Genomic DNA, 16,396 nt, shown 5'->3' on the forward strand with positions numbered 1-16,396 from the left:
AGTGAACCATGGCTGAGTCCATCCCGGGGCGCGTGCTGCGCCTGCTGCTCGCAGGCCTGGCCCTGCTGCTGGCCGGCACTGCCCAGGCCGAGCAGATCCGCGACATTGCCGACTTCGCCGGCATCCGCACCAACAACCTGGTCGGCTACGGCCTGGTGGTGGGCCTGGACGGCACCGGCGACCAGACCACCCAAAGCCCGTTCACCGAGCAGGGCCTGACCAACATGCTGTCGCAGCTGGGCCTGACCCTGCCGGCCAACGCCAACATGCAGATGCGCAACATCGCCGCGGTCATCGTCACCGCCGACCTGCCGCCGCTGACCCGCCCCGGCCAGCAGATCGACGTGGTCGTCTCCTCCATCGGCAACGCCCGCAGCCTGCGCGGCGGCACCTTGCTGATGACGCCGCTCAAGGGCGCCGATGGCGATGTCTATGCCGTGGCCCAGGGCAACCTGCTGGTGGGTGGCGCCGGCGCCTCGGCCAACGGCAGCAGCGTGCAGATCAACCAGCTCGCCGGTGGCCGCATCAGCCGGGGCGCGGTAGTGGAACAAACGGTGCCGCTGAACCTGGGCAGCCAGCACGGCCTGCTCGAACTGCAGCTGCGCGAGCCGGACCCGGCCACCGCCCAGCGCGTGGTGTTCGCCATCAACAGCGAAATGCGCAGCACCGTGGCCTCGGCAGTGGACGGCGGGCTGGTGCAGGTGCAGGGGCCGTTGTCGGCCAACGAGCGGGTCAACTTCATGGCCCGCATCGACAGCCTCGACGTGCTGCCGATGCAGGCGCGGCCCAAGGTCATTCTCGACTCGCGTACCGGCTCGGTGGTGCTCAACGGCTCGGTGAAGCTGCTGCGCGCCGCCGTGGCCCACGGGGACCTGTCGGTGACCATCGACACCACCAACAGCGTCAGCCAGCCGGGCGCCCTGAGTGGCGGGCAAACCGCCGCCACCGCCAACAGCAACATCTCCATCGAAACCCAGGCCCGCGCCCTGCGCGTGCTGGAAGGCAGCGCCGACCTGATGGACGTGGTCAAGGGCTTGAATGCCCTGGGCGCCACCCCGCAGGACCTGATGGTGATTCTGCAGGCGCTCAAGGCCGCAGGCTCCCTGCGCGCCGAACTGGAGATCATCTGATGAGCCTGGGCAATGGCAGTGCAGCTGGCTTTGCCATGGACGTGCAGGGCCTGCAGCGCCTGCGCAGCGAGGCCGGGCGCGATGGCGAAGCAGGCCTGAAGGAGGCCGCGCGGCAATTCGAGGCGCTGTTCCTGCAGACCATGCTCAAGAGCATGCGCGAGGCGATTCCCAAATCGCAGCTGTCCAGCGGCTCGCAAACCGAGCTGTACACCGAAATGCTCGACCAGCAATGGGCGCAGACCCTGGCCGGGCGTGGCATGGGCCTGGCCGACCAGCTGACCCGCAGCCTGACCGGCCACGTGCCCGGCAGCGGCAACGGCAACCTGCTCGACCAGGCGGTGGCCAGCAGCGACTCGCCGTTTGCTGGCCTCACCCGCCAGGCCCCGGCATTCGAGGCCTGGAAGCGCTATGAAGTGCGCCCCGGCAACCGCGAAAACGCCGACCACGTCGACGCCTTCGTCGCCCGCCTGGCCGACCCCGCGCAGCTCGCCGAGCGCCGCAGCGGCGTGCCTGCCGAGCTGATATTGGCCCAGGCGGCGCTGGAAACCGACTGGGGCCGGCGGCGCATCACCACGGCCAGCGGCGCCGACAGCCACAACCTGTTCGGCATCAAGGCCGGTGCTGGCTGGCAGGGTGAAACAGCCCAGGTGCAGACCACCGAGTACGTCGACGGCCAGGCGCAGAAACAAGTGGAGAGCTTCCGCGTGTACCCCAGTGCCCAGGCGGCGTTCGACGACTATGCACGGTTGATCCGCTCGCGGCCCGGCTACGCCGCGGCGCGCAATGCTGCCGACAGCACCCAGGCTGCCCTTGCATTGCAGCAAGGCGGCTACGCCACCGACCCGCATTACGCCGACAAGTTGATTGGCGTGATGGCCACCATCGCCCGAGCGCCTACCAGCCCCACGCAAGCCCCGTAGGCGCGCGCAAAGCCGGCGATGCGGCGCACGCCCTCACCGGCCAGGAAAATTCTGCCTCGCCTGGGGTCAAGATCCCCTCCCCCCAGGCCGATCTTGCGCAACATGTAGCCCAGGAGCTTTTCAATGAGCCTCATCTCCATTGGCGTCAGCGGCCTCACGGCGGCGCAGATCGCCCTGACCACCAGCAGCAACAACACCACCAACGCCTACACCGACGGCTATACCCGCCAGGTCGCCAACTTCAGCGAAGCCACCTCGGGCAATGGCGTGCAGGTGTCCAGCGTCAGCCGCCAATACAACCAGTTCGTCACCACCCAGCTCAACGGCTCGATCAGCGCCGAAAGCGCGCTGTCCACCTACCAAACCGAGGTCGACCAGATCGACAGCCTGCTGGCCGACAGCGACGCCAGCCTCGATGCGCTGCTGCAAAACTTCTTCTCGGCCATCCAGACCCTCACCTCCGATGCCAGCGATACCGCAGCCCGGGAAGAAGTGGTGGGCGCTGCCGAAACCCTGGCCAGCCAGTTCAACCAGCTGGGCAGCTACCTGTCGGCCATGGCCGACGACGTGGACAACCAGATCGACGACCAGGTCAGCCAGGTCAACGACCTGAGCGACCAGATCGCCACGCTCAACAGCCAGATCAGCCTGTCCAACACCCTGGGCAGCAGCGCCAACGACCTGCTCGACCAGCGCGACCTGCTGGTCAGCCAGCTCAGCGAACTGGTGGCGGTGGACGTCACCGTGCAGGACAACGGCAGCTACACCGTGTCGCTGAGCAACGGCATGGCCTTGGTGTCCGGCAGCGACAGCTTTTCCCTGAGCACCGAGCCCTCGGCCAGCGACGCCAGCCAATCGTCGATCAGCTACATCGATGCCGCCGGCAACAGCGTCACCCTGGACAACAGCGTGCTCGACAGCGGCTCGCTCGGCGGCCTGATCGAATTTCGCGACACCACCCTGGCCGAAACCCAGAACCAACTGGGCCTGATGGCCGTGTCGCTGACCCAGGCCTTCAATACCCTGCAGGCCCAGGGCATCGACCTCAACGGCGACACCGGCACGGCGATGTTCTCGGTGGCCGACCCGCTGGTGACCGGCAACACCGGCAACACCGGCGATGCCACCCTCAGCGCGACCTTCAGCGATGATGTCAGCACCCTGACCAGCAGTGACTACACCGTGACCTGGTCCGACAGCCAAGGCTTCACGGTCACCCGCAACGACACCGGCGCCAGCGTCGATGCCAGCTACGACAGCGACAGCGCCACCCTCAGCTTCGCCGGCATGCAGCTGAGCATCAGCGGCACCGCCGCGGACGGCGACAGCTTCCTGGTGCAACCTACCCGCAACGCCGCCAGCAGCTTCAGCGCACTGCTCACCGACGGCGAGCAGATCGCCGCCGGCACCTCCAGCGGCAGCAGCGACAACACCAATGCCCTGGCCATGCTCGGCCTGCAAACCAGCGATATCGTTGGCGGCAGCGCCACCCTCAGCGAAACCTACGCCTCGCTGGTGAGCAAAGTCGGCAGCACCGCCACCCGCGTGGCCGCGCAGCTGGAAACCCAGTCGGCGCTGACCGAGCAACTGACCACCCTGCAGCAGTCGGAATCGGGGGTGAACCTCGACGAGGAGGCAGCCAACCTGATCGTCTACCAGCAGTACTACCAGGCCTGCGCGAAGATCGTCGAAGTGGGCACCACGGTGCTCGACACCATCCTCAACATCGACTGATTGCAGCCCCGGGAGAACTCGCCATGCGCCTGAGCAGTGCAACCATCTACAACCAGAACCTCAATTCGATGCTGTCCCAGCAGGCTGCCTACCAGGAGGCGGCGCTGGAAGTGTCCAGCGGCACCCGCGTGGTCAACCCCTCGGACGACTCCTTGGCCGCCGCCCAGGCCGTGACCGTGCGCCAGTCGATTGCCGCGAACGAGCAGTACGCCGATTCACGCGCCGCCATCACCACCTCGCTGTCCCAGGAGGAAAGCACCCTGGACAGCATCAACGACGCCATCACCAGTGCCATGAGCCTGGTGGTGCAAGCGGGCAACGGCACCTTGAGCGACGCCGACCGCGAGTCCCTGGCCACCTCGCTGCAGGGCATCTACGACACCTTGGTGACCTTGGCCAACAGCACCGACAGCAACGGCAACTACCTGTTCTCCGGCTACCAGAGCCAGAGCCCGGCGTTTGCCGAGGATGCCAGCGGCACCCTGGTGTACCAGGGCGATGACAATGTGGTCAGCCAGCAGGTCAGTGCCACCCAGAGCATGGCCAGCGGCGACAATGGCGCCACGGTGTTCCTCTCGGTCAGCAGCAGCGCAGGCTTCCTTGCCCAGGCCGGCGCCAACAGCGGCACGCTGACCTTCACCGGCCCCGACGTGGCCGACACCAGCGCCGCCAACTATGGCGAGGCCTTTACCCTGACCTTCGCGGTGGATGCCGACGGCACCACCACCTACAGCGTCGACGGCCAGGACCCGGTGGCCTACAGCGCCGGTGAAACCCTGGAAATCAACGGCCTGAACCTGACCCTGAGCGGCGCGCCCGCCGATGGCGACAGCCTGACTGTCAGCGCGGCCGCCGATGCCGACCCGGACGTGTTCGCCACCTTGCAGAATGTGATCACGGCGTTGCAGACGCCGGTGGAAGATGACGCCGACCAGGCAGCGCTGAGCAACACCCTGTCCACGTCCAGCCGCGAGCTGAGCAATGCCCAGGACAACGTGCTGACCGTGCTCACCTCGGTGGGCACGCGGTTGAGCCAGGTGGATGTGCTGGACACCATTGGCGACGACCTGGCGCTGAGCTACACCGAGCGCCTGTCGGGGTTGGTGGATGCCGACTACACCGAGTCGATTTCGCGCTACGTGACCCTGCAGGTATCGATGCAGGCCGCCCAGCAGACCTTTGCCAGCGTGCAGCAGTTGTCGTTGTTCGAGTACATCTGAGGGAGGGGCTGCCTTGCAACCCATCGCGAGCTGCGCTCGCTCCTACCGGATTTGCGCAGGCCCGCTGGATACGCGGGCCCTGTAGGAGCGAGCGCAGCTCGCGATGGGCCCTAAAGGCACTCCCACATCAACCAGGCAACCCCTCGATCAGCGCCTGCATGAAATGCAGCGCCTGGTACAACAACCCCGCCAGAAACTGCCCCAAATCCCCCACCAGCACCGTCAACAGCAACATCCCCACGAACAACGTCGCCGGAAAGCCCACCGAAAACACCGTCAGTTGCGGCGCCACGCGGTTGAGGATGCCCATGGCCAGGTTGATGATCAGCAACGCCCCCACCATCGGCAGCGCCAGCAACAGCCCGGTGAGAAAGATACTGCCGCCATGGCGCGCCAGCTGGTTCCAGGCCTCGGGGTTGAAGCCGAACTGGCCGACCGGCAAGCGGGAAAACGTCGAGGCCAATAGCTCCAGCACCATCAGGTGCCCACCCAGGGCCAGGAACATCAGGATCGTCACCAGGCTCAGGAAGCGCGACAGCACCTGGCTGTTGGTGCCGGTGTCGGCGGAAAAGAACGAGGCGAATGCCAGGCCCATCTGCATGCCACAGATCTCCCCGGCCATTTCCACCACCGCCAGGGTAATGCGCATGACCATGCCCAGCGACATGCCGATCAGCAACTGCTCCACCACCACCCCAAGCCCCGCCCAGGAAATCAGCGGGATGTCCGGCATCGGCGGCAGGTTTGGCGCCAGCAGGAACGCCAGCAACAGCGAAAGCCCCACCTTCACCTGGCTGGAAACGTTCTTGTGGCCCAGTATCGGGTCGCTCATGAAGAACGCCAGCAGCCGGCAGAATGGCCAGAACAACGCACTGACCCAGAGCTGCAACTGGTCCCAGCCGAACGCGATCAATGCCGCTCAACCCACCAGTTGCGGCAGGCTGGTGAACAGCGCCCGCGTGTAGTCCACCAGCATCTCCATCAGCATGGGCCCGGCCAGAATCAGCACCAGGCACACTCCGGCGATCTTGGGGATGAACGACAAGGTCGATTCGTTGATTTGCGTGGCCGCCTGGAACAGGCTCACCAACAAGCCGATGCACAGGGTCACCAGCAGAATCGGCGCGGCCACGGTCATGCTCATGCGCATGCCCTTGTAGGCCAGGTCCATCACCATTTCCGGGGTCATCGCAGCAGTCCTCGCGGGGTCATACCGGGTAGAAGCTCTGGGCCAGCGAGCCCAGCAGCAGTTGCCAGCCGTCCACCAGCACGAACAGCATCAGCTTGAACGGCAGCGAGATGGTCGAGGGCGGCACCATCATCATGCCCAGCGCCATCAGCACACTGGCCACCAGCAGGTCGATGATCAGGAACGGGATGAAGATGGTGAACCCGGCCTGGAAAGCGGTTTTCAGCTCGCTGGTGACGAACGCCGGCAGCAGCACGCGCATGGGCACGTCCTCGGGGCCCTGGAGCTTGTCCAGGCGCGCCAGGCGGGCGTACAGGGCCAGGTCGCTCTGGCGGGTCTGCGCCAGCATGAAGGTGCGAAACGGCTGGCTGCCCTGGTCGAGAAACTGCTCGACCCCGATCTGGTCTTCGGAAAACGGCACCCAGGCCTGCTTGTAGGCCTGCTCCAGGGTCGGCGACATGACGAAAAACGTGAGGAACAGCGCCAGCCCCAACAACACCTGATTGGGCGGCGCGCTGGTGGTGCCGATGGCGGTGCGCAGCAGGCCGAGCACGATGATGATGCGGGTGAAGCCGGTCATCATCAGCAGCACCGCCGGCAGGAAGGCCATGGCACTGAGCAGCAGCAGGGTTTGCAGGCTCAGCGACCACTGTTCGCCACCGGCCTGGCCGGTGAACCCGGCCAGCCCCTGCAGCGCCGGCGCCGCCTGCGCGGATGGCAGCATTGCGAGCACCAGCAACGGCACCCAGGCCAGGCGCTTGGCACTCATGGGCGCGGCTCCGGGTCACGCTGGCCACCCTGCTTGAGCGCTTCCACCAGGCGCTGGGCAAAGCCGCGCCCAGCCGGTTCAGCTTCGGTTTCGCTAGCGGTTGCCGGTGCTGGCAGGTCGCACAGGCAGCTCACCTGCTGGGCCGTGACGCCCAGCACCAGGCGGCGCCCCTCAACGTCCACCACCACCACTTTCTCGCGCTGCCCCAGCCGCGTGCTGGCCACCACCTGCACCCGCTTGGCCGTGGACGATGGCCGCGCCCCCAGGCGCGAGGCCAGCCAGCCGCACAGCAGCACACAGGCCATCACCACGCCCAGGGCCAGGGCGGTTTTGCCCAGCAGGCCCAGGCCTACCAGGTCGCCGGCCGGCGCGCCGAGGCTGGCAGGCACGGCCAGCGGGTTGCCAGTGGTCATCGGTTGAGCTTCTGCACACGCTCGGAAGGCGTGATGATTTCGGTGATGCGAATGCCGTAGCGGTCATCCACCACCACCACTTCGCCCTGGGCCACCAGGTAGCTGTTGATCAGGATATCCATTGGCTCGCCGGCCAGGCCGTCGAGGGCCAGCACCGAGCCTTGGGCCAGCTCCAGCAACTGCTTGATGGTGATGCGTGTACGCCCCAGTTCCACGCTCAGCTTCACTGGGATGTCCATGATCATTTCAAGCTCGCGCGGCGAGGCCTGCGCCTGGGCCGCGCCCAGCGGCTTGAACACCGCGCCTGGCGCGGGGCTTGCGGCAACTGCAGGCTCGGCTTCCTGCTGTTCGGCCAAGGCGGCGGCCCAAGGGTCGTCCGCGTTGTCGCTGGCACCCTGCTCGGCCAGGGCGCTGGCCCATTCGTCGTCTTCGCGCGGTTCGGGGGTGTTCGGGTCACTCATGATCGGATTCCTTGGCTTTGGGCAGGTGGCCCTTGACGAATCGGCTGGAAGAAGAAGGCTTGCCGATGGAGTGATCGATCAACTCCTTCACCAGCAAGGCGCGGGCGCCGTTGTAGCTGCCGTACTCGCAGGTCATCACCGGCACCCCGTCGACGCGCACCTTGACGCTGTCGGGTAGCTCGATGGGCAGCACGTCGCCGACCTTCAGCGCCATGACCTGGCCCAGGCGCGAATCGACCTCGACGAAATCGGCGATCAGGTCGACCTGGGACTGGGTGATCTCATCGGCCATGCGCCGGTTCCACTGGCGCTCCTCCTCGGGGTTGGCGTCGGTCAGCGGGCCGCTGAGCAGCTGGCGCATCGGCTCGATCATCAGGTAGGGAATGACGATGTTGAAGTCGCTGGAGAGGTTGCCGACTTCCAGGTGGAAGGTGGCGTTGACCACGATTTCGTTGGGCGAACCGGTGATGTTGGCGAACTTGGCCTGCATCTCCGAGCGCAGGTATTCGATTTCCAGCGGGTACACCGACTTCCAGGCATCGCTGTAGGCGTCCACCGCCAGGCCCATCAGGCGGCGGATGATGCGCTGCTCGGTGCTGGTGAACTCGCGCCCTTCGGACTTGGTTACGAAGCGCCCGTCACCCCCGAACAGGTTATCCACCACCATGAACACCACGCTGGGCGGGAACACCACCAGGGCGGTGCCACGCAGCGGTTTCATGGCCATCAGGTTGATGTTCGACGGCATCGGCAGGTGCAGCGAGAATTCGCTGAAGCTCTGGTAGCCGATGCTCTTGAAGGTGATGTCCACGTTGCGCCGGATCAGGTTGAACAGGCTCATGCGCAGGTAGCGGGCGAAGCGGCCGTTGATGATGTCGAGGGTATGCAGCCGCTCCTGGATCACCCGGTGCTGGGTGGCCGGGTCGTAGGGGCGCACCCGTTCCGGGTTGCTGGCGCTGTCTTCGGCAAAGTCGAAGGTGCTTTCGTCGCCCAGGTGGCTGGTGTCCAGGTCGTCACCGCCGCGCAGCAGCATGTCGATCTCCTCTTGGGAGAGCATGTCGTTGGTGGGCATGGGCTTACTGCACGATGAAGTCGGTGTAGAGCACACCGAGCAGGGCCAGGTCCGGCTGCTCGGCGCCCAGGGTGTTGCGCAACAGGGCGAGGATGCTCGCCGCCAGCGCATCCTTGCCTGCCGGGGTGGCCAGGTCGGCGCTGTCCTGGCCGCTGAGGGCGGTCAGCAGCTGGCTGCGAATCTTCGGCATGTACAGTTCGAGCAGCTTGCGCGTGGCCTCATCGCCAACTTCGAGGTTGAAGCCGACATAGAGCATGTTCACTTCGTCGCGGGCGCTGCGCAGGTTCACGGTCATCGGCGCGACGCTCACCAGCAGCGGCGCCTGCGGCACCTTGCGGGCCAGGCTGATGTCCTTGGCGTGGGCCCGCTCGCGCATCACGTAGGCGTACACACCAGCGGAACTGGCCGCAGCGGCGACCAGGGCAATTGGAATGAACCAGAGCCAGACTTTCTTGGTGGTGGGCATGGACAGCAGCCTTGGGGAAGCGAGTCGAAAGGGCGCAAGTATGAACAGCGAGGGGAAGGGGTTAAGGCGCGATTAGCGGGGGTTATGCGCCTCAACTTGGGGTTTTGCCGATTACCCTTGTGGCTTTGCCAATTACCCTTGTGGCTTTGCCAATTACCCTTGTGGCTTTGCCGATAAACCTTGTAGGAGCGGGCTTGCCCCGCGAACACCGGCAACGCCGGTGCCATCCAGCGCCACATGGCACCGGCGTTGCCGGTGTTCGCGGGGCAAGCCCGCTCCTACAAAGAGGGGGGGTTAGAGGTACAGGTCGACCCCGCTGCCGGGGTTGGCGGTCGGCAGTGCCGGGGCCGGTTTTTCCGCCTGCACCACCCGTGGCTCGCGTGCCTCGCGCCGTGGCGCCTGCTCGCCCATGGCCTGGCGCGAGGCGCCGTCGTTGACCGAGGCTTCGCCCAGGGCCAGGCCCTGGCTGGCCAGCGCGCTCTGCAGCTGTGGCAAGGCCTGCTCCACCGCTGCCCGCACCGACGCATGGGCCGACTGGAATTGCGCCTGCACCCCGCTGTCACTGACGTTCAGGCTGATCGACAACGGCCCCAGGTCAGCCGGGTGCAGTTGCACATCCACCTGGCGCTCGCCACGCCGCACCATGGCCACCACCTGCTGGCCCAGGTCGGCCTGCCATTCATCGCTGCCCACGCTCGCGCCGATCAGCACCGGCGCGGCTTCGCTACCGGCATCGTGCAAGGCCAATGCCGGGGCACCTGGCAAGGCGCTCAGGTCCCAGTCCGCGCCCAGGGTAAACGCCCCGTCGGCCTTCTGGCTGTCGCTGCCTTCAACCGCCAGCTCAGCGACTGCGGCCGTTTCAGCCGGGTTATCCACAACCAGGCCCAGGTCCACGGCAGGCTCCAGCGCATCCCCTGTACCGCGCTCTGTCTCCGGCTCCGGGGCCGCCACGGTTGGCTGTGCCCAGGTTACCGGCGGTGCCACCGCCAATGCGCCCGAGGCCATCAGGCCAGCGCTGTCGATCAGCTCCAGGCGCTGGCGGATGGCCTCCAGCGAATCGCTGGCGGGCTCGGGGTCGTCGTCCATCGCCAGCGCATCACCCTCGCCTTCGGCAGCTTGCTGCACCACGGCGACCACAGGCGGTGGCTCATCGGCTTCGGCAGGTGCCACTTCGGCTGCCTCCGCCGGTATCGGCAGGGCAGGCAATGGTTGAGGTTCCGGCTCAGGTTGCACGGGGTCGCTGGCGACCTGCAAGCCCGCCTCGGGCAGCTCCGGCGCCTGTGGCGGCAAGGCCGGTGCCGGTGCAGCCAAAGGCGGCTCGCTCGGCATCGGCGCAGGCACGGCCGCAACGGCCGGCTCGCTGGCGGCAACCGGTTCGGCGCCTTGCACCTGTTGCAGCAGGGCGTCGAAAGGCGTCGCCTGGCCCGTCGCGACGCTGTCGTCGGCCGCAACCTGCGGCGTGGCCGGTGCGGCAGGTGCCAGGGCGGTGATGATGTCCACGTTTAACCTCAGAATCCGATATCGATGGTGGAACGGGCACGGCCGGCCAGTTCGTCGGTGCGCCGCTGCTCGGCACGCCCGGCCTGCAAGCGTGCCTGTTCGCGACGCCGGGCCAGCAGGGTTTCCAGGGCATTGGCCTTGCGCCACTGCTGGCGCCAGTGTTCCTGGTGCTGGGCCAACTGCGCCCGGTGGCGCGCCAGGCTTGCCTCGGCGCGTTCGATGGCACCTTCCAGCGACTTCAGGAAACCACGGTAGTTGGCCAGGGTGGACGGGCTCATGCCGGCCCCCACCAGCTCCCCTTGCAGGTTTTGCCGGTACTCGCGCTGGTACTGGTCGAGCAGGCGCAATTGCCCGGTCATCTGCTGCTCGGTGCGCCGGCTCTGGGCCAGCGCAGTGGCGGCGGCCTCGCGGGCGCGGTCGGTGAGTTCGATCAGCATGTGCAGCGGTTCATGGGCCATGGCGGGTCACCTTCACTTGCCGGGGAACAGCAGGTTGAGCCCGGCGAGGGTGTCTTGCAGCCCACTGCGCTCATGGGTCTGCTGCTGCAGGAAACGCTCGATGTGCGGGTACAGGGTCACCGCCCGGTCGAGCTGGGCATCGTGCCCCGGGGCATAGGCACCGACGCTGATCAGGTCGCGGTTGCGCTGGTAGCGCGACAGCGCCTGCTTGAGCTTCTGCGCCTTGCGCTGCTGGGCGTCGCTGACGATTGCGCTCATCGCCCGGCTGATCGAGGCCTCGATGTCGATCGCCGGGTAGTGGCCGCTTTCGGCCAACTGGCGCGACAGCACGAAGTGGCCATCGAGGATCGCCCGCGCCGAGTCGGCAATCGGGTCCTGCTGGTCATCGCCCTCGCTGAGCACGGTATAGAACGCCGTGATCGAGCCGCCGCCACGCGGGCCGTTGCCGGCGCGCTCGACCAGCTTGGGCAGCTTGGCGAACACCGAGGGCGGGTAGCCCTTGGTTGCCGGTGGCTCGCCCAGCGCCAGGGCGATTTCGCGCTGGGCCATGGCGTAGCGGGTCAGCGAGTCCATGATCAGCAGCACGTCCTTGCCCTGGTCGCGAAAGTCCTCGGCCAGGCGCGTGGCGTACAACGCGCCCTGCAGGCGCTGCAGCGGCGAGGCATCGGCCGGGGCGGCCACCACCACCGAGCGGCGCAGGCCCTCCTCGCCCAGGATATTGTCGATGAAGTCCTGAACCTCGCGCCCACGCTCGCCAATCAGCCCGACCACCACCACATCGGCCTGGGTGTAGCGGGCCATCATGCCCAACAACACCGACTTGCCGACCCCGGAGCCGGCGAACAGGCCCAGGCGCTGGCCCTTGCCAACGCTGAGCAGGGCGTTGATGGCGCGGATGCCGACATCGATCTGCTGGCTGATCGGCGCCCGCTGCAAGGGGTTGATCGGCTGGCCATGCAAGCTCGAACAGCGGTCGGCCAGCACCGGCCCCTTGCCGTCGAACGGGTTGCCGCCGCTGTCCAGCACCCGGCCAAGCAGGCCCATGCCCAGCGGCACCGGGCGCACGCCGTCGCTGGCACCGGGCTCGTCGGCCAGGGCGAAGTAGCGCGCCCCGGCCTGCAAGCCATGGATTTCCTCCAGCGGCATCAGGTACAGCAGCTCGCCCGCGAAACCGATCACCTCGGCTTCGGCGTAGATCGCAGGCGTTGCAGGGGCCGATGGCACCAGCTCGATGCGGCAGCCTGCGCCCAGCGGCAAGCGCAGCCCCACGGCTTCCAGCACGATGCCGGTGGCGCGGGTGATGCGCCCGCTGCGGCGGTAGCCAGGAACGCTCAATGCGCTGTTGGCCAGGGCTTCAAGGCCCTGGCCCCAACGCCGTACATGCGGGTTGCCGGCCACCATCAGACGCTGCCCGGCTCGGCGGCGGCCCTTTCGAGCAACCACTGGGCATTGCGCTCGAACAGGTCCTGGCGGGCCTGGCGCGTGGCATCCAACTCGCCTGCCGTGCTCAGCAGGCGGCAGCCGCCCGGCAGAATCGAGGGGTCAGCCTGCAGGTGCCAGCCCGCTGCCGCCAGCTCGTCGCCCAGGCAACCCTGCACCCAGGGCAAGTCGTTGGGGTTGAGGCCAAGCCCGGGCTTGCCGGACAGTGCCGGCTCGCAGGCCAGCATCTGCCGCACCAGCACCTCGACCTGCGCCGGCTGCACCGCCAGCGCCTGGCCGGCCAGCCGCCCGGCCAGGTCGATGGCTACCCGGCCCAGCTGGCTGGCCACTTGGCCGTCGACCGCTTGCAGGGCCTGATCGAAGCTCCGGCACAGCGCACGCAGCGGAGCCAGGGTCTGCTCCAGCTGCTGACGCAGTTCTTCGGCAGCGGCCTTGCGCCCTTCTTCCAGGCCCTGGGCATACCCCTGCTCGCGGCCTTCGGCGTGGCCCACTTCTCGCGCCTGGGCCTCGGTCTGCTCACGCAATTGCTGCAACGCCAGGCGCTGCTCGAACGCACGCTTGCGCGCCAGCTCGCGGCGGGCCGCGCCGGCATCGGCCACGGGCGGCTGGTCGGCGCCCAGCGGCTCCATGTGCCACGGGCGCCAGTGGGCGTGGGCAAAGGGGTCAGACATAGGCATCGTCGCCTCGCGCGGTCACCATGTCGCCGCTCTCCGACAGCCGCCGCACCACCTGCAGGATCGACTTCTGCTCGCTCTCGATCTGCGACATGCGAATTGGCCCACGGGCTTCCATGTCCTCGCGGAACAAGGTGGCGGCCCGTTGCGACATGTTGCGCATGAAGCGATCGAGCAGCGGGGCCGAAGCCCCCTTGAGGGCGATGGACAAGGAGTTGCTATCGATGTTCTGCAGCAGTGTCTGGATGCTGCGGTCGTCGACTTCGGCCAGGTTCTCGAACAGGAACATTTCGTCCAGGGTTTTCTGCGCAAGGTCGGCGTTGTAGTTGCGCAGGTTTTCGATGGCCGAAGCCTCGTGGCTGGAGGCCATGAGGTTGAGGATTTCCGCCGCGGCCTTGACCCCGCCCATCTTGCTGCGCTTGAGGCTCTGGCCGTCGAGCATGCCGCCGAGCACTTCGGTGAGCTCGTGCAACGCCACCGGCTGCACGCCGCTGAAGGTGGCGATGCGCAGGATGATGTCGTTGCGCAGGCGCTCGGGCAGCAGTTGCAGGATCGCCGAGGCCTGGTTGCGCTCCAGGTGCACAAGGATGGTGGCGACGATCTGCGGGTGCTCGTCGCGGATCATCTCGGCGACCATCTGCGCTTCCATCAGGTTGAGCTTGTCGATGCCGGAAACGGTGTTGCTGGTTTCCAGGATGTCGTCGATCAGGCTGGCCGCCCGCTCGGTGCCCAGGGCCTTGGTCAGCACGGCGCGGATATGGTCGCTGCTCTGGATATTGATGGCCGCGTACTGCTCGGTTTCGTCCATGAACTCGGCCAGTACCTGGCGCATTTCGTCATGGGACACCTGGCTCAGGCCGGCCATTTCGCGGCTGATGTCTTCCACTTCCTGCCCGGGCAGGAACTTGAACACTTCCGCGGCACTGTCGGCATCCAGCGACAGCAGGAGGATGGCACTGCGGCGGGCGCCGCTGAGCTTGCTAGTCATGTTTTTTCATCCAGCCACGCACGATCATGGCAACCAGGCGCGGGTCATCGGTGGCCAGCCGCTTGAGGCTTTCCATGTTCTGTTCGTAGAGCGCCGACTTGCGTGGCAACGCTGGCCGCGCCGGGCCGTCGATCAGCGCATCGCTGGCAGCGCCGGTGCTGGTCAATTCCGCATCATGCTCATCCAGTGCCATCAGGCCGCGCTGGCCCGACTCGCTGGCGCGGCGCTGCATCGGCTTGATCACACGCTGCCAGAGCACGAAGGCGACCACCGCCACCAGCAGGTAGCGCAGCAGGCCCATGCCCAGGTTGTAAGCCTCGGGGGTGCGCCACCAGGGCGTTTCACCGAGCTCGGTGTCTTCGTCGACGAAGGGGCTGTTGAGCACCTGCAGTGTGTCGCCACGGCTTTCGGTGTAGCCCATGGCCTGGCGTACCAGGTCGTTGATACCGGCCAGTTCCTCTTTGCTCAAGGCCTCGGTGACGGGCTTGCCGTCCTTCATCACGGTGCGGTAGTTGACCACCACCGCCACCGCCAGGCGCTGGATATCGCCCAGGCTCGACTTGACGTGCTCGACATCGCGGTCGACTTCGTAGTTGACCATGCGCTCGGTCTGCAGCGGCTTGTCGGACGCTGCCGCGCCGCTGGCCGGCGTGGCACTGGCGGTGTTGGCGTTGGCCGAATTGGCGTTGGCGCTGCCGGGAGCCGGCGTTGGCGCCGTGGCGCGGGTGGGCGGCGGGGTGTTGGGTGGTGAGTTGGTCAGCGCGCCCGGCACGCCGCGCCCGCTGTCACTGCCCTGGAGCATGCGCTCGGAGGTTTGCTGGCTGCGCACCGCGGCGCGTTTCTCTTCCTGGTTGGGCGCGTAACGCTCGGCGGTGCTTTCGCGGGTGGAAAAGTCCATCTGCGCCACGACCCGGGCGTGCACGTTGCGGCTGCCCAGCAGCGGCGCGAGGATTTCCTCGATGCGCCGCTGGTAGGTGCCTTCCACCTCGCTGACGTATTCCAGCTTGGTGTCGTCCAGGCCATCGGCGGCGTGGCTGCGCGACAGCAGGCGGCCGTTCTGGTCGACCACGGTCACCGCGTCCACCGCCAGCTCCGGCACGCTGGAGGTTACCAGGTGAATGATCGCGCTGACCTGGCCCTGGCCCAGTTCACGGCCCGGTTGCAGTTGCAGGGTCACCGATGCACGGGCCGCTTCGTGGTCGCGGGCGAACACCGAGTCCTTGGCCATCACCAGGTGTACCCGGGCATGGGCCACCGGCCCGAGGGATTCGATGGTGCGTGCCAGCTCGCCTTCCAGGCCGCGTTGGTAATTCAGGTGTTCGGCGAACTGGCTGATGCCAAAGGCCTGCTTGTCGAGCAGTTCGAAGCCGATGCTGCCGCCTTTTGGCAGGCCCTGCTCGGCCAGTTGCAGGCGCAGGGCGTTCATCCGTTCGGCCGGCACCAGAATGGTATGGCCACCCTCGCCCAGGCGGTAAGGCACGTTGCGCTTGTCCAGCTCACCGATCACCTGGCCACCGTCGGCCTCGCTCAGGTTGGAGAACAGCACCCGGTAGTCCGGTTCGCGCGCCCACAGCAGCAACGCCACCAACACGGCCACCGCAGCGGCCCCGGCCAGCAGCAGCGGCAGCATCGGCCGCCCGCGCATCAGCGCGGCCAGGGCCTCCAGCGGGCGCGTGGGCGCGGTGGCGATCGGCAGGTTCTTTTTCGCGCCCTTGGCCTGGGCAGCAGTAGTCACGAACACCTCGAAGCTGGGGTTCTGGCCGGAAGAAGGGGCATTACAGAGTCCGCTGGCAATGGTAATCGGCCCGCAGCCCGCCGGCCGGAAGGCGCGCAGGCCCTGACGGGATTGGCTCAGCGTCATTGTGGCGAAGCAACCCTTGGGCAAAGGGCGGAAAAGCCCGCTGTTTTGCGGCCAATTGGGCGAATCCGCAGCGCCGGGGGCTTGTTAAGCTGCGCGCATTC

At 67.0% G+C, this 16,396-nt stretch carries 17 protein-coding genes; 4 read left to right on the forward strand and 13 right to left on the reverse strand.

Annotated elements, in window-relative coordinates; all coding sequences use genetic code 11:
* Positions 1–8: 8 nt before the first annotated feature.
* The 4 genes from F3J44_RS08705 (at position 9) to flgL (ending at position 5,004) form a co-directional block, all read left to right on the forward strand.
* Complete coding sequence (locus tag F3J44_RS08705; protein ID WP_167062952.1) at positions 9–1,130, forward strand: flagellar basal body P-ring protein FlgI; 1,122 nt, start codon at positions 9–11, stop codon at positions 1,128–1,130.
* Entirely contained in the window at positions 1,130–2,050 is a 921-nt protein-coding gene (gene flgJ, locus F3J44_RS08710; protein WP_167271737.1) for a flagellar assembly peptidoglycan hydrolase FlgJ, read from the forward strand. Before F3J44_RS08705 ends, flgJ begins: the two co-directional genes overlap by 1 nt.
* Before the next feature lie 123 nt (positions 2,051–2,173).
* Positions 2,174–3,784 carry a flagellar hook-associated protein FlgK gene (flgK, locus tag F3J44_RS08715; protein ID WP_167271739.1) on the forward strand — a complete coding sequence of 537 codons (1,611 nt, stop codon included), beginning with the start codon at positions 2,174–2,176 and terminating at the stop codon, positions 3,782–3,784.
* Between the two features lie 23 nt (positions 3,785–3,807).
* Entirely contained in the window at positions 3,808–5,004 is a 1,197-nt protein-coding gene (gene flgL, locus F3J44_RS08720) for a flagellar hook-associated protein FlgL (protein ID WP_167062961.1), read from the forward strand.
* 127 nt (positions 5,005–5,131) lie between these two features.
* Here the strand turns inward: flgL and fliR are convergent, their stop codons facing one another.
* From fliR to fliF, 13 genes are all read right to left on the reverse strand, one after another.
* Positions 5,132–5,917: a flagellar biosynthetic protein FliR gene (gene fliR / locus F3J44_RS08725; RefSeq protein ID WP_167271741.1), complete on the reverse strand. Its 786-nt coding sequence runs from the start codon at positions 5,915–5,917 to the stop codon at positions 5,132–5,134.
* 6 nt (positions 5,918–5,923) lie between these two features.
* Positions 5,924–6,193 carry a flagellar biosynthesis protein FliQ gene (fliQ, locus tag F3J44_RS08730; RefSeq protein WP_167062967.1) on the reverse strand — a complete coding sequence of 90 codons (270 nt, stop codon included), beginning with the start codon at positions 6,191–6,193 and terminating at the stop codon, positions 5,924–5,926.
* Between the two features lie 19 nt (positions 6,194–6,212).
* A complete protein-coding gene (gene fliP / locus F3J44_RS08735) occupies positions 6,213–6,962 on the reverse strand; it encodes a flagellar type III secretion system pore protein FliP (RefSeq protein ID WP_205299767.1) in 750 nt (249 codons plus the stop codon).
* On the reverse strand, positions 6,959–7,375 hold the full coding sequence (gene fliO, locus F3J44_RS08740; RefSeq protein WP_167271743.1) for a flagellar biosynthetic protein FliO: 417 nt from the start codon (positions 7,373–7,375) through the stop codon (positions 6,959–6,961). The genes fliP and fliO overlap by 4 nt, the downstream gene beginning before the upstream one ends.
* Positions 7,372–7,836, reverse strand: coding sequence for a flagellar motor switch protein FliN (fliN, locus tag F3J44_RS08745; protein ID WP_167271745.1), 465 nt, complete (start codon positions 7,834–7,836; stop codon positions 7,372–7,374). The genes fliO and fliN overlap by 4 nt, the downstream gene beginning before the upstream one ends.
* On the reverse strand, positions 7,829–8,908 hold the full coding sequence (gene fliM / locus F3J44_RS08750) for a flagellar motor switch protein FliM (protein WP_167062975.1): 1,080 nt from the start codon (positions 8,906–8,908) through the stop codon (positions 7,829–7,831). The genes fliN and fliM overlap by 8 nt, the downstream gene beginning before the upstream one ends.
* 4 nt (positions 8,909–8,912) lie before the next feature.
* Positions 8,913–9,374, reverse strand: a complete 462-nt coding sequence (locus tag F3J44_RS08755) for a flagellar basal body-associated FliL family protein (RefSeq protein ID WP_167062978.1) — start codon at positions 9,372–9,374, stop codon at positions 8,913–8,915.
* A 294-nt stretch (positions 9,375–9,668) separates the two neighbouring features.
* Positions 9,669–10,874, reverse strand: coding sequence for a flagellar hook-length control protein FliK (locus F3J44_RS30330; RefSeq protein WP_167271747.1), 1,206 nt, complete (start codon positions 10,872–10,874; stop codon positions 9,669–9,671).
* A gap of 8 nt (positions 10,875–10,882) precedes the next feature.
* Complete coding sequence (gene fliJ, locus F3J44_RS08765) at positions 10,883–11,332, reverse strand: flagellar export protein FliJ (RefSeq protein ID WP_167062984.1); 450 nt, start codon at positions 11,330–11,332, stop codon at positions 10,883–10,885.
* Between the two features lie 12 nt (positions 11,333–11,344).
* The gene (fliI, locus tag F3J44_RS08770; RefSeq protein WP_205299768.1) at positions 11,345–12,733 is read right to left on the reverse strand and encodes a flagellar protein export ATPase FliI; all 1,389 of its coding nucleotides are present in this window, start codon (positions 12,731–12,733) and stop codon (positions 11,345–11,347) included.
* A complete protein-coding gene (locus F3J44_RS08775; RefSeq protein ID WP_205299769.1) occupies positions 12,733–13,443 on the reverse strand; it encodes a flagellar assembly protein FliH in 711 nt (236 codons plus the stop codon). Before F3J44_RS08775 ends, fliI begins: the two co-directional genes overlap by 1 nt.
* Positions 13,436–14,434 carry a flagellar motor switch protein FliG gene (gene fliG, locus F3J44_RS08780; RefSeq protein WP_167062987.1) on the reverse strand — a complete coding sequence of 333 codons (999 nt, stop codon included), beginning with the start codon at positions 14,432–14,434 and terminating at the stop codon, positions 13,436–13,438. The genes F3J44_RS08775 and fliG overlap by 8 nt, the downstream gene beginning before the upstream one ends.
* Positions 14,427–16,169, reverse strand: coding sequence for a flagellar basal-body MS-ring/collar protein FliF (gene fliF / locus F3J44_RS08785; protein ID WP_370526719.1), 1,743 nt, complete (start codon positions 16,167–16,169; stop codon positions 14,427–14,429). The genes fliG and fliF overlap by 8 nt, the downstream gene beginning before the upstream one ends.
* Between the last annotated feature and the right edge of the window lie 227 nt (positions 16,170–16,396).

It is taken from the genome of Pantoea sp. Tr-811, from assembly GCF_011752535.1.
In the GTDB taxonomy this organism is placed as follows: Bacteria; Pseudomonadota; Gammaproteobacteria; order Pseudomonadales; family Pseudomonadaceae; genus Aquipseudomonas.

Excerpts from the sequence above, each read along its gene's own strand:
- fliO (WP_167271743.1), bottom strand. The coding sequence starts at position 7,375 with ATGACCACTGGCAACCCGCTGGCCGTGCCTGCCAGCCTCGGCGCGCCG.
- F3J44_RS08705 (WP_167062952.1), top strand. The coding sequence starts at position 9 with ATGGCTGAGTCCATCCCGGGGCGCGTGCTGCGCCTGCTGCTCGCAGGC.
- fliP (WP_205299767.1), bottom strand. The coding sequence starts at position 6,962 with ATGAGTGCCAAGCGCCTGGCCTGGGTGCCGTTGCTGGTGCTCGCAATG.
- fliM (WP_167062975.1), bottom strand. The coding sequence starts at position 8,908 with ATGCCCACCAACGACATGCTCTCCCAAGAGGAGATCGACATGCTGCTG.
- fliJ (WP_167062984.1), bottom strand. The coding sequence starts at position 11,332 with ATGGCCCATGAACCGCTGCACATGCTGATCGAACTCACCGACCGCGCC.
- fliG (WP_167062987.1), bottom strand. The coding sequence starts at position 14,434 with ATGACTAGCAAGCTCAGCGGCGCCCGCCGCAGTGCCATCCTCCTGCTG.
- fliN (WP_167271745.1), bottom strand. The coding sequence starts at position 7,836 with ATGAGTGACCCGAACACCCCCGAACCGCGCGAAGACGACGAATGGGCC.
- flgJ (WP_167271737.1), top strand. The coding sequence starts at position 1,130 with ATGAGCCTGGGCAATGGCAGTGCAGCTGGCTTTGCCATGGACGTGCAG.
- fliQ (WP_167062967.1), bottom strand. The coding sequence starts at position 6,193 with ATGACCCCGGAAATGGTGATGGACCTGGCCTACAAGGGCATGCGCATG.
- F3J44_RS08775 (WP_205299769.1), bottom strand. The coding sequence starts at position 13,443 with ATGTCTGACCCCTTTGCCCACGCCCACTGGCGCCCGTGGCACATGGAG.
- fliI (WP_205299768.1), bottom strand. The coding sequence starts at position 12,733 with ATGGTGGCCGGCAACCCGCATGTACGGCGTTGGGGCCAGGGCCTTGAA.
- flgK (WP_167271739.1), top strand. The coding sequence starts at position 2,174 with ATGAGCCTCATCTCCATTGGCGTCAGCGGCCTCACGGCGGCGCAGATC.
- flgL (WP_167062961.1), top strand. The coding sequence starts at position 3,808 with ATGCGCCTGAGCAGTGCAACCATCTACAACCAGAACCTCAATTCGATG.
- F3J44_RS08755 (WP_167062978.1), bottom strand. The coding sequence starts at position 9,374 with ATGCCCACCACCAAGAAAGTCTGGCTCTGGTTCATTCCAATTGCCCTG.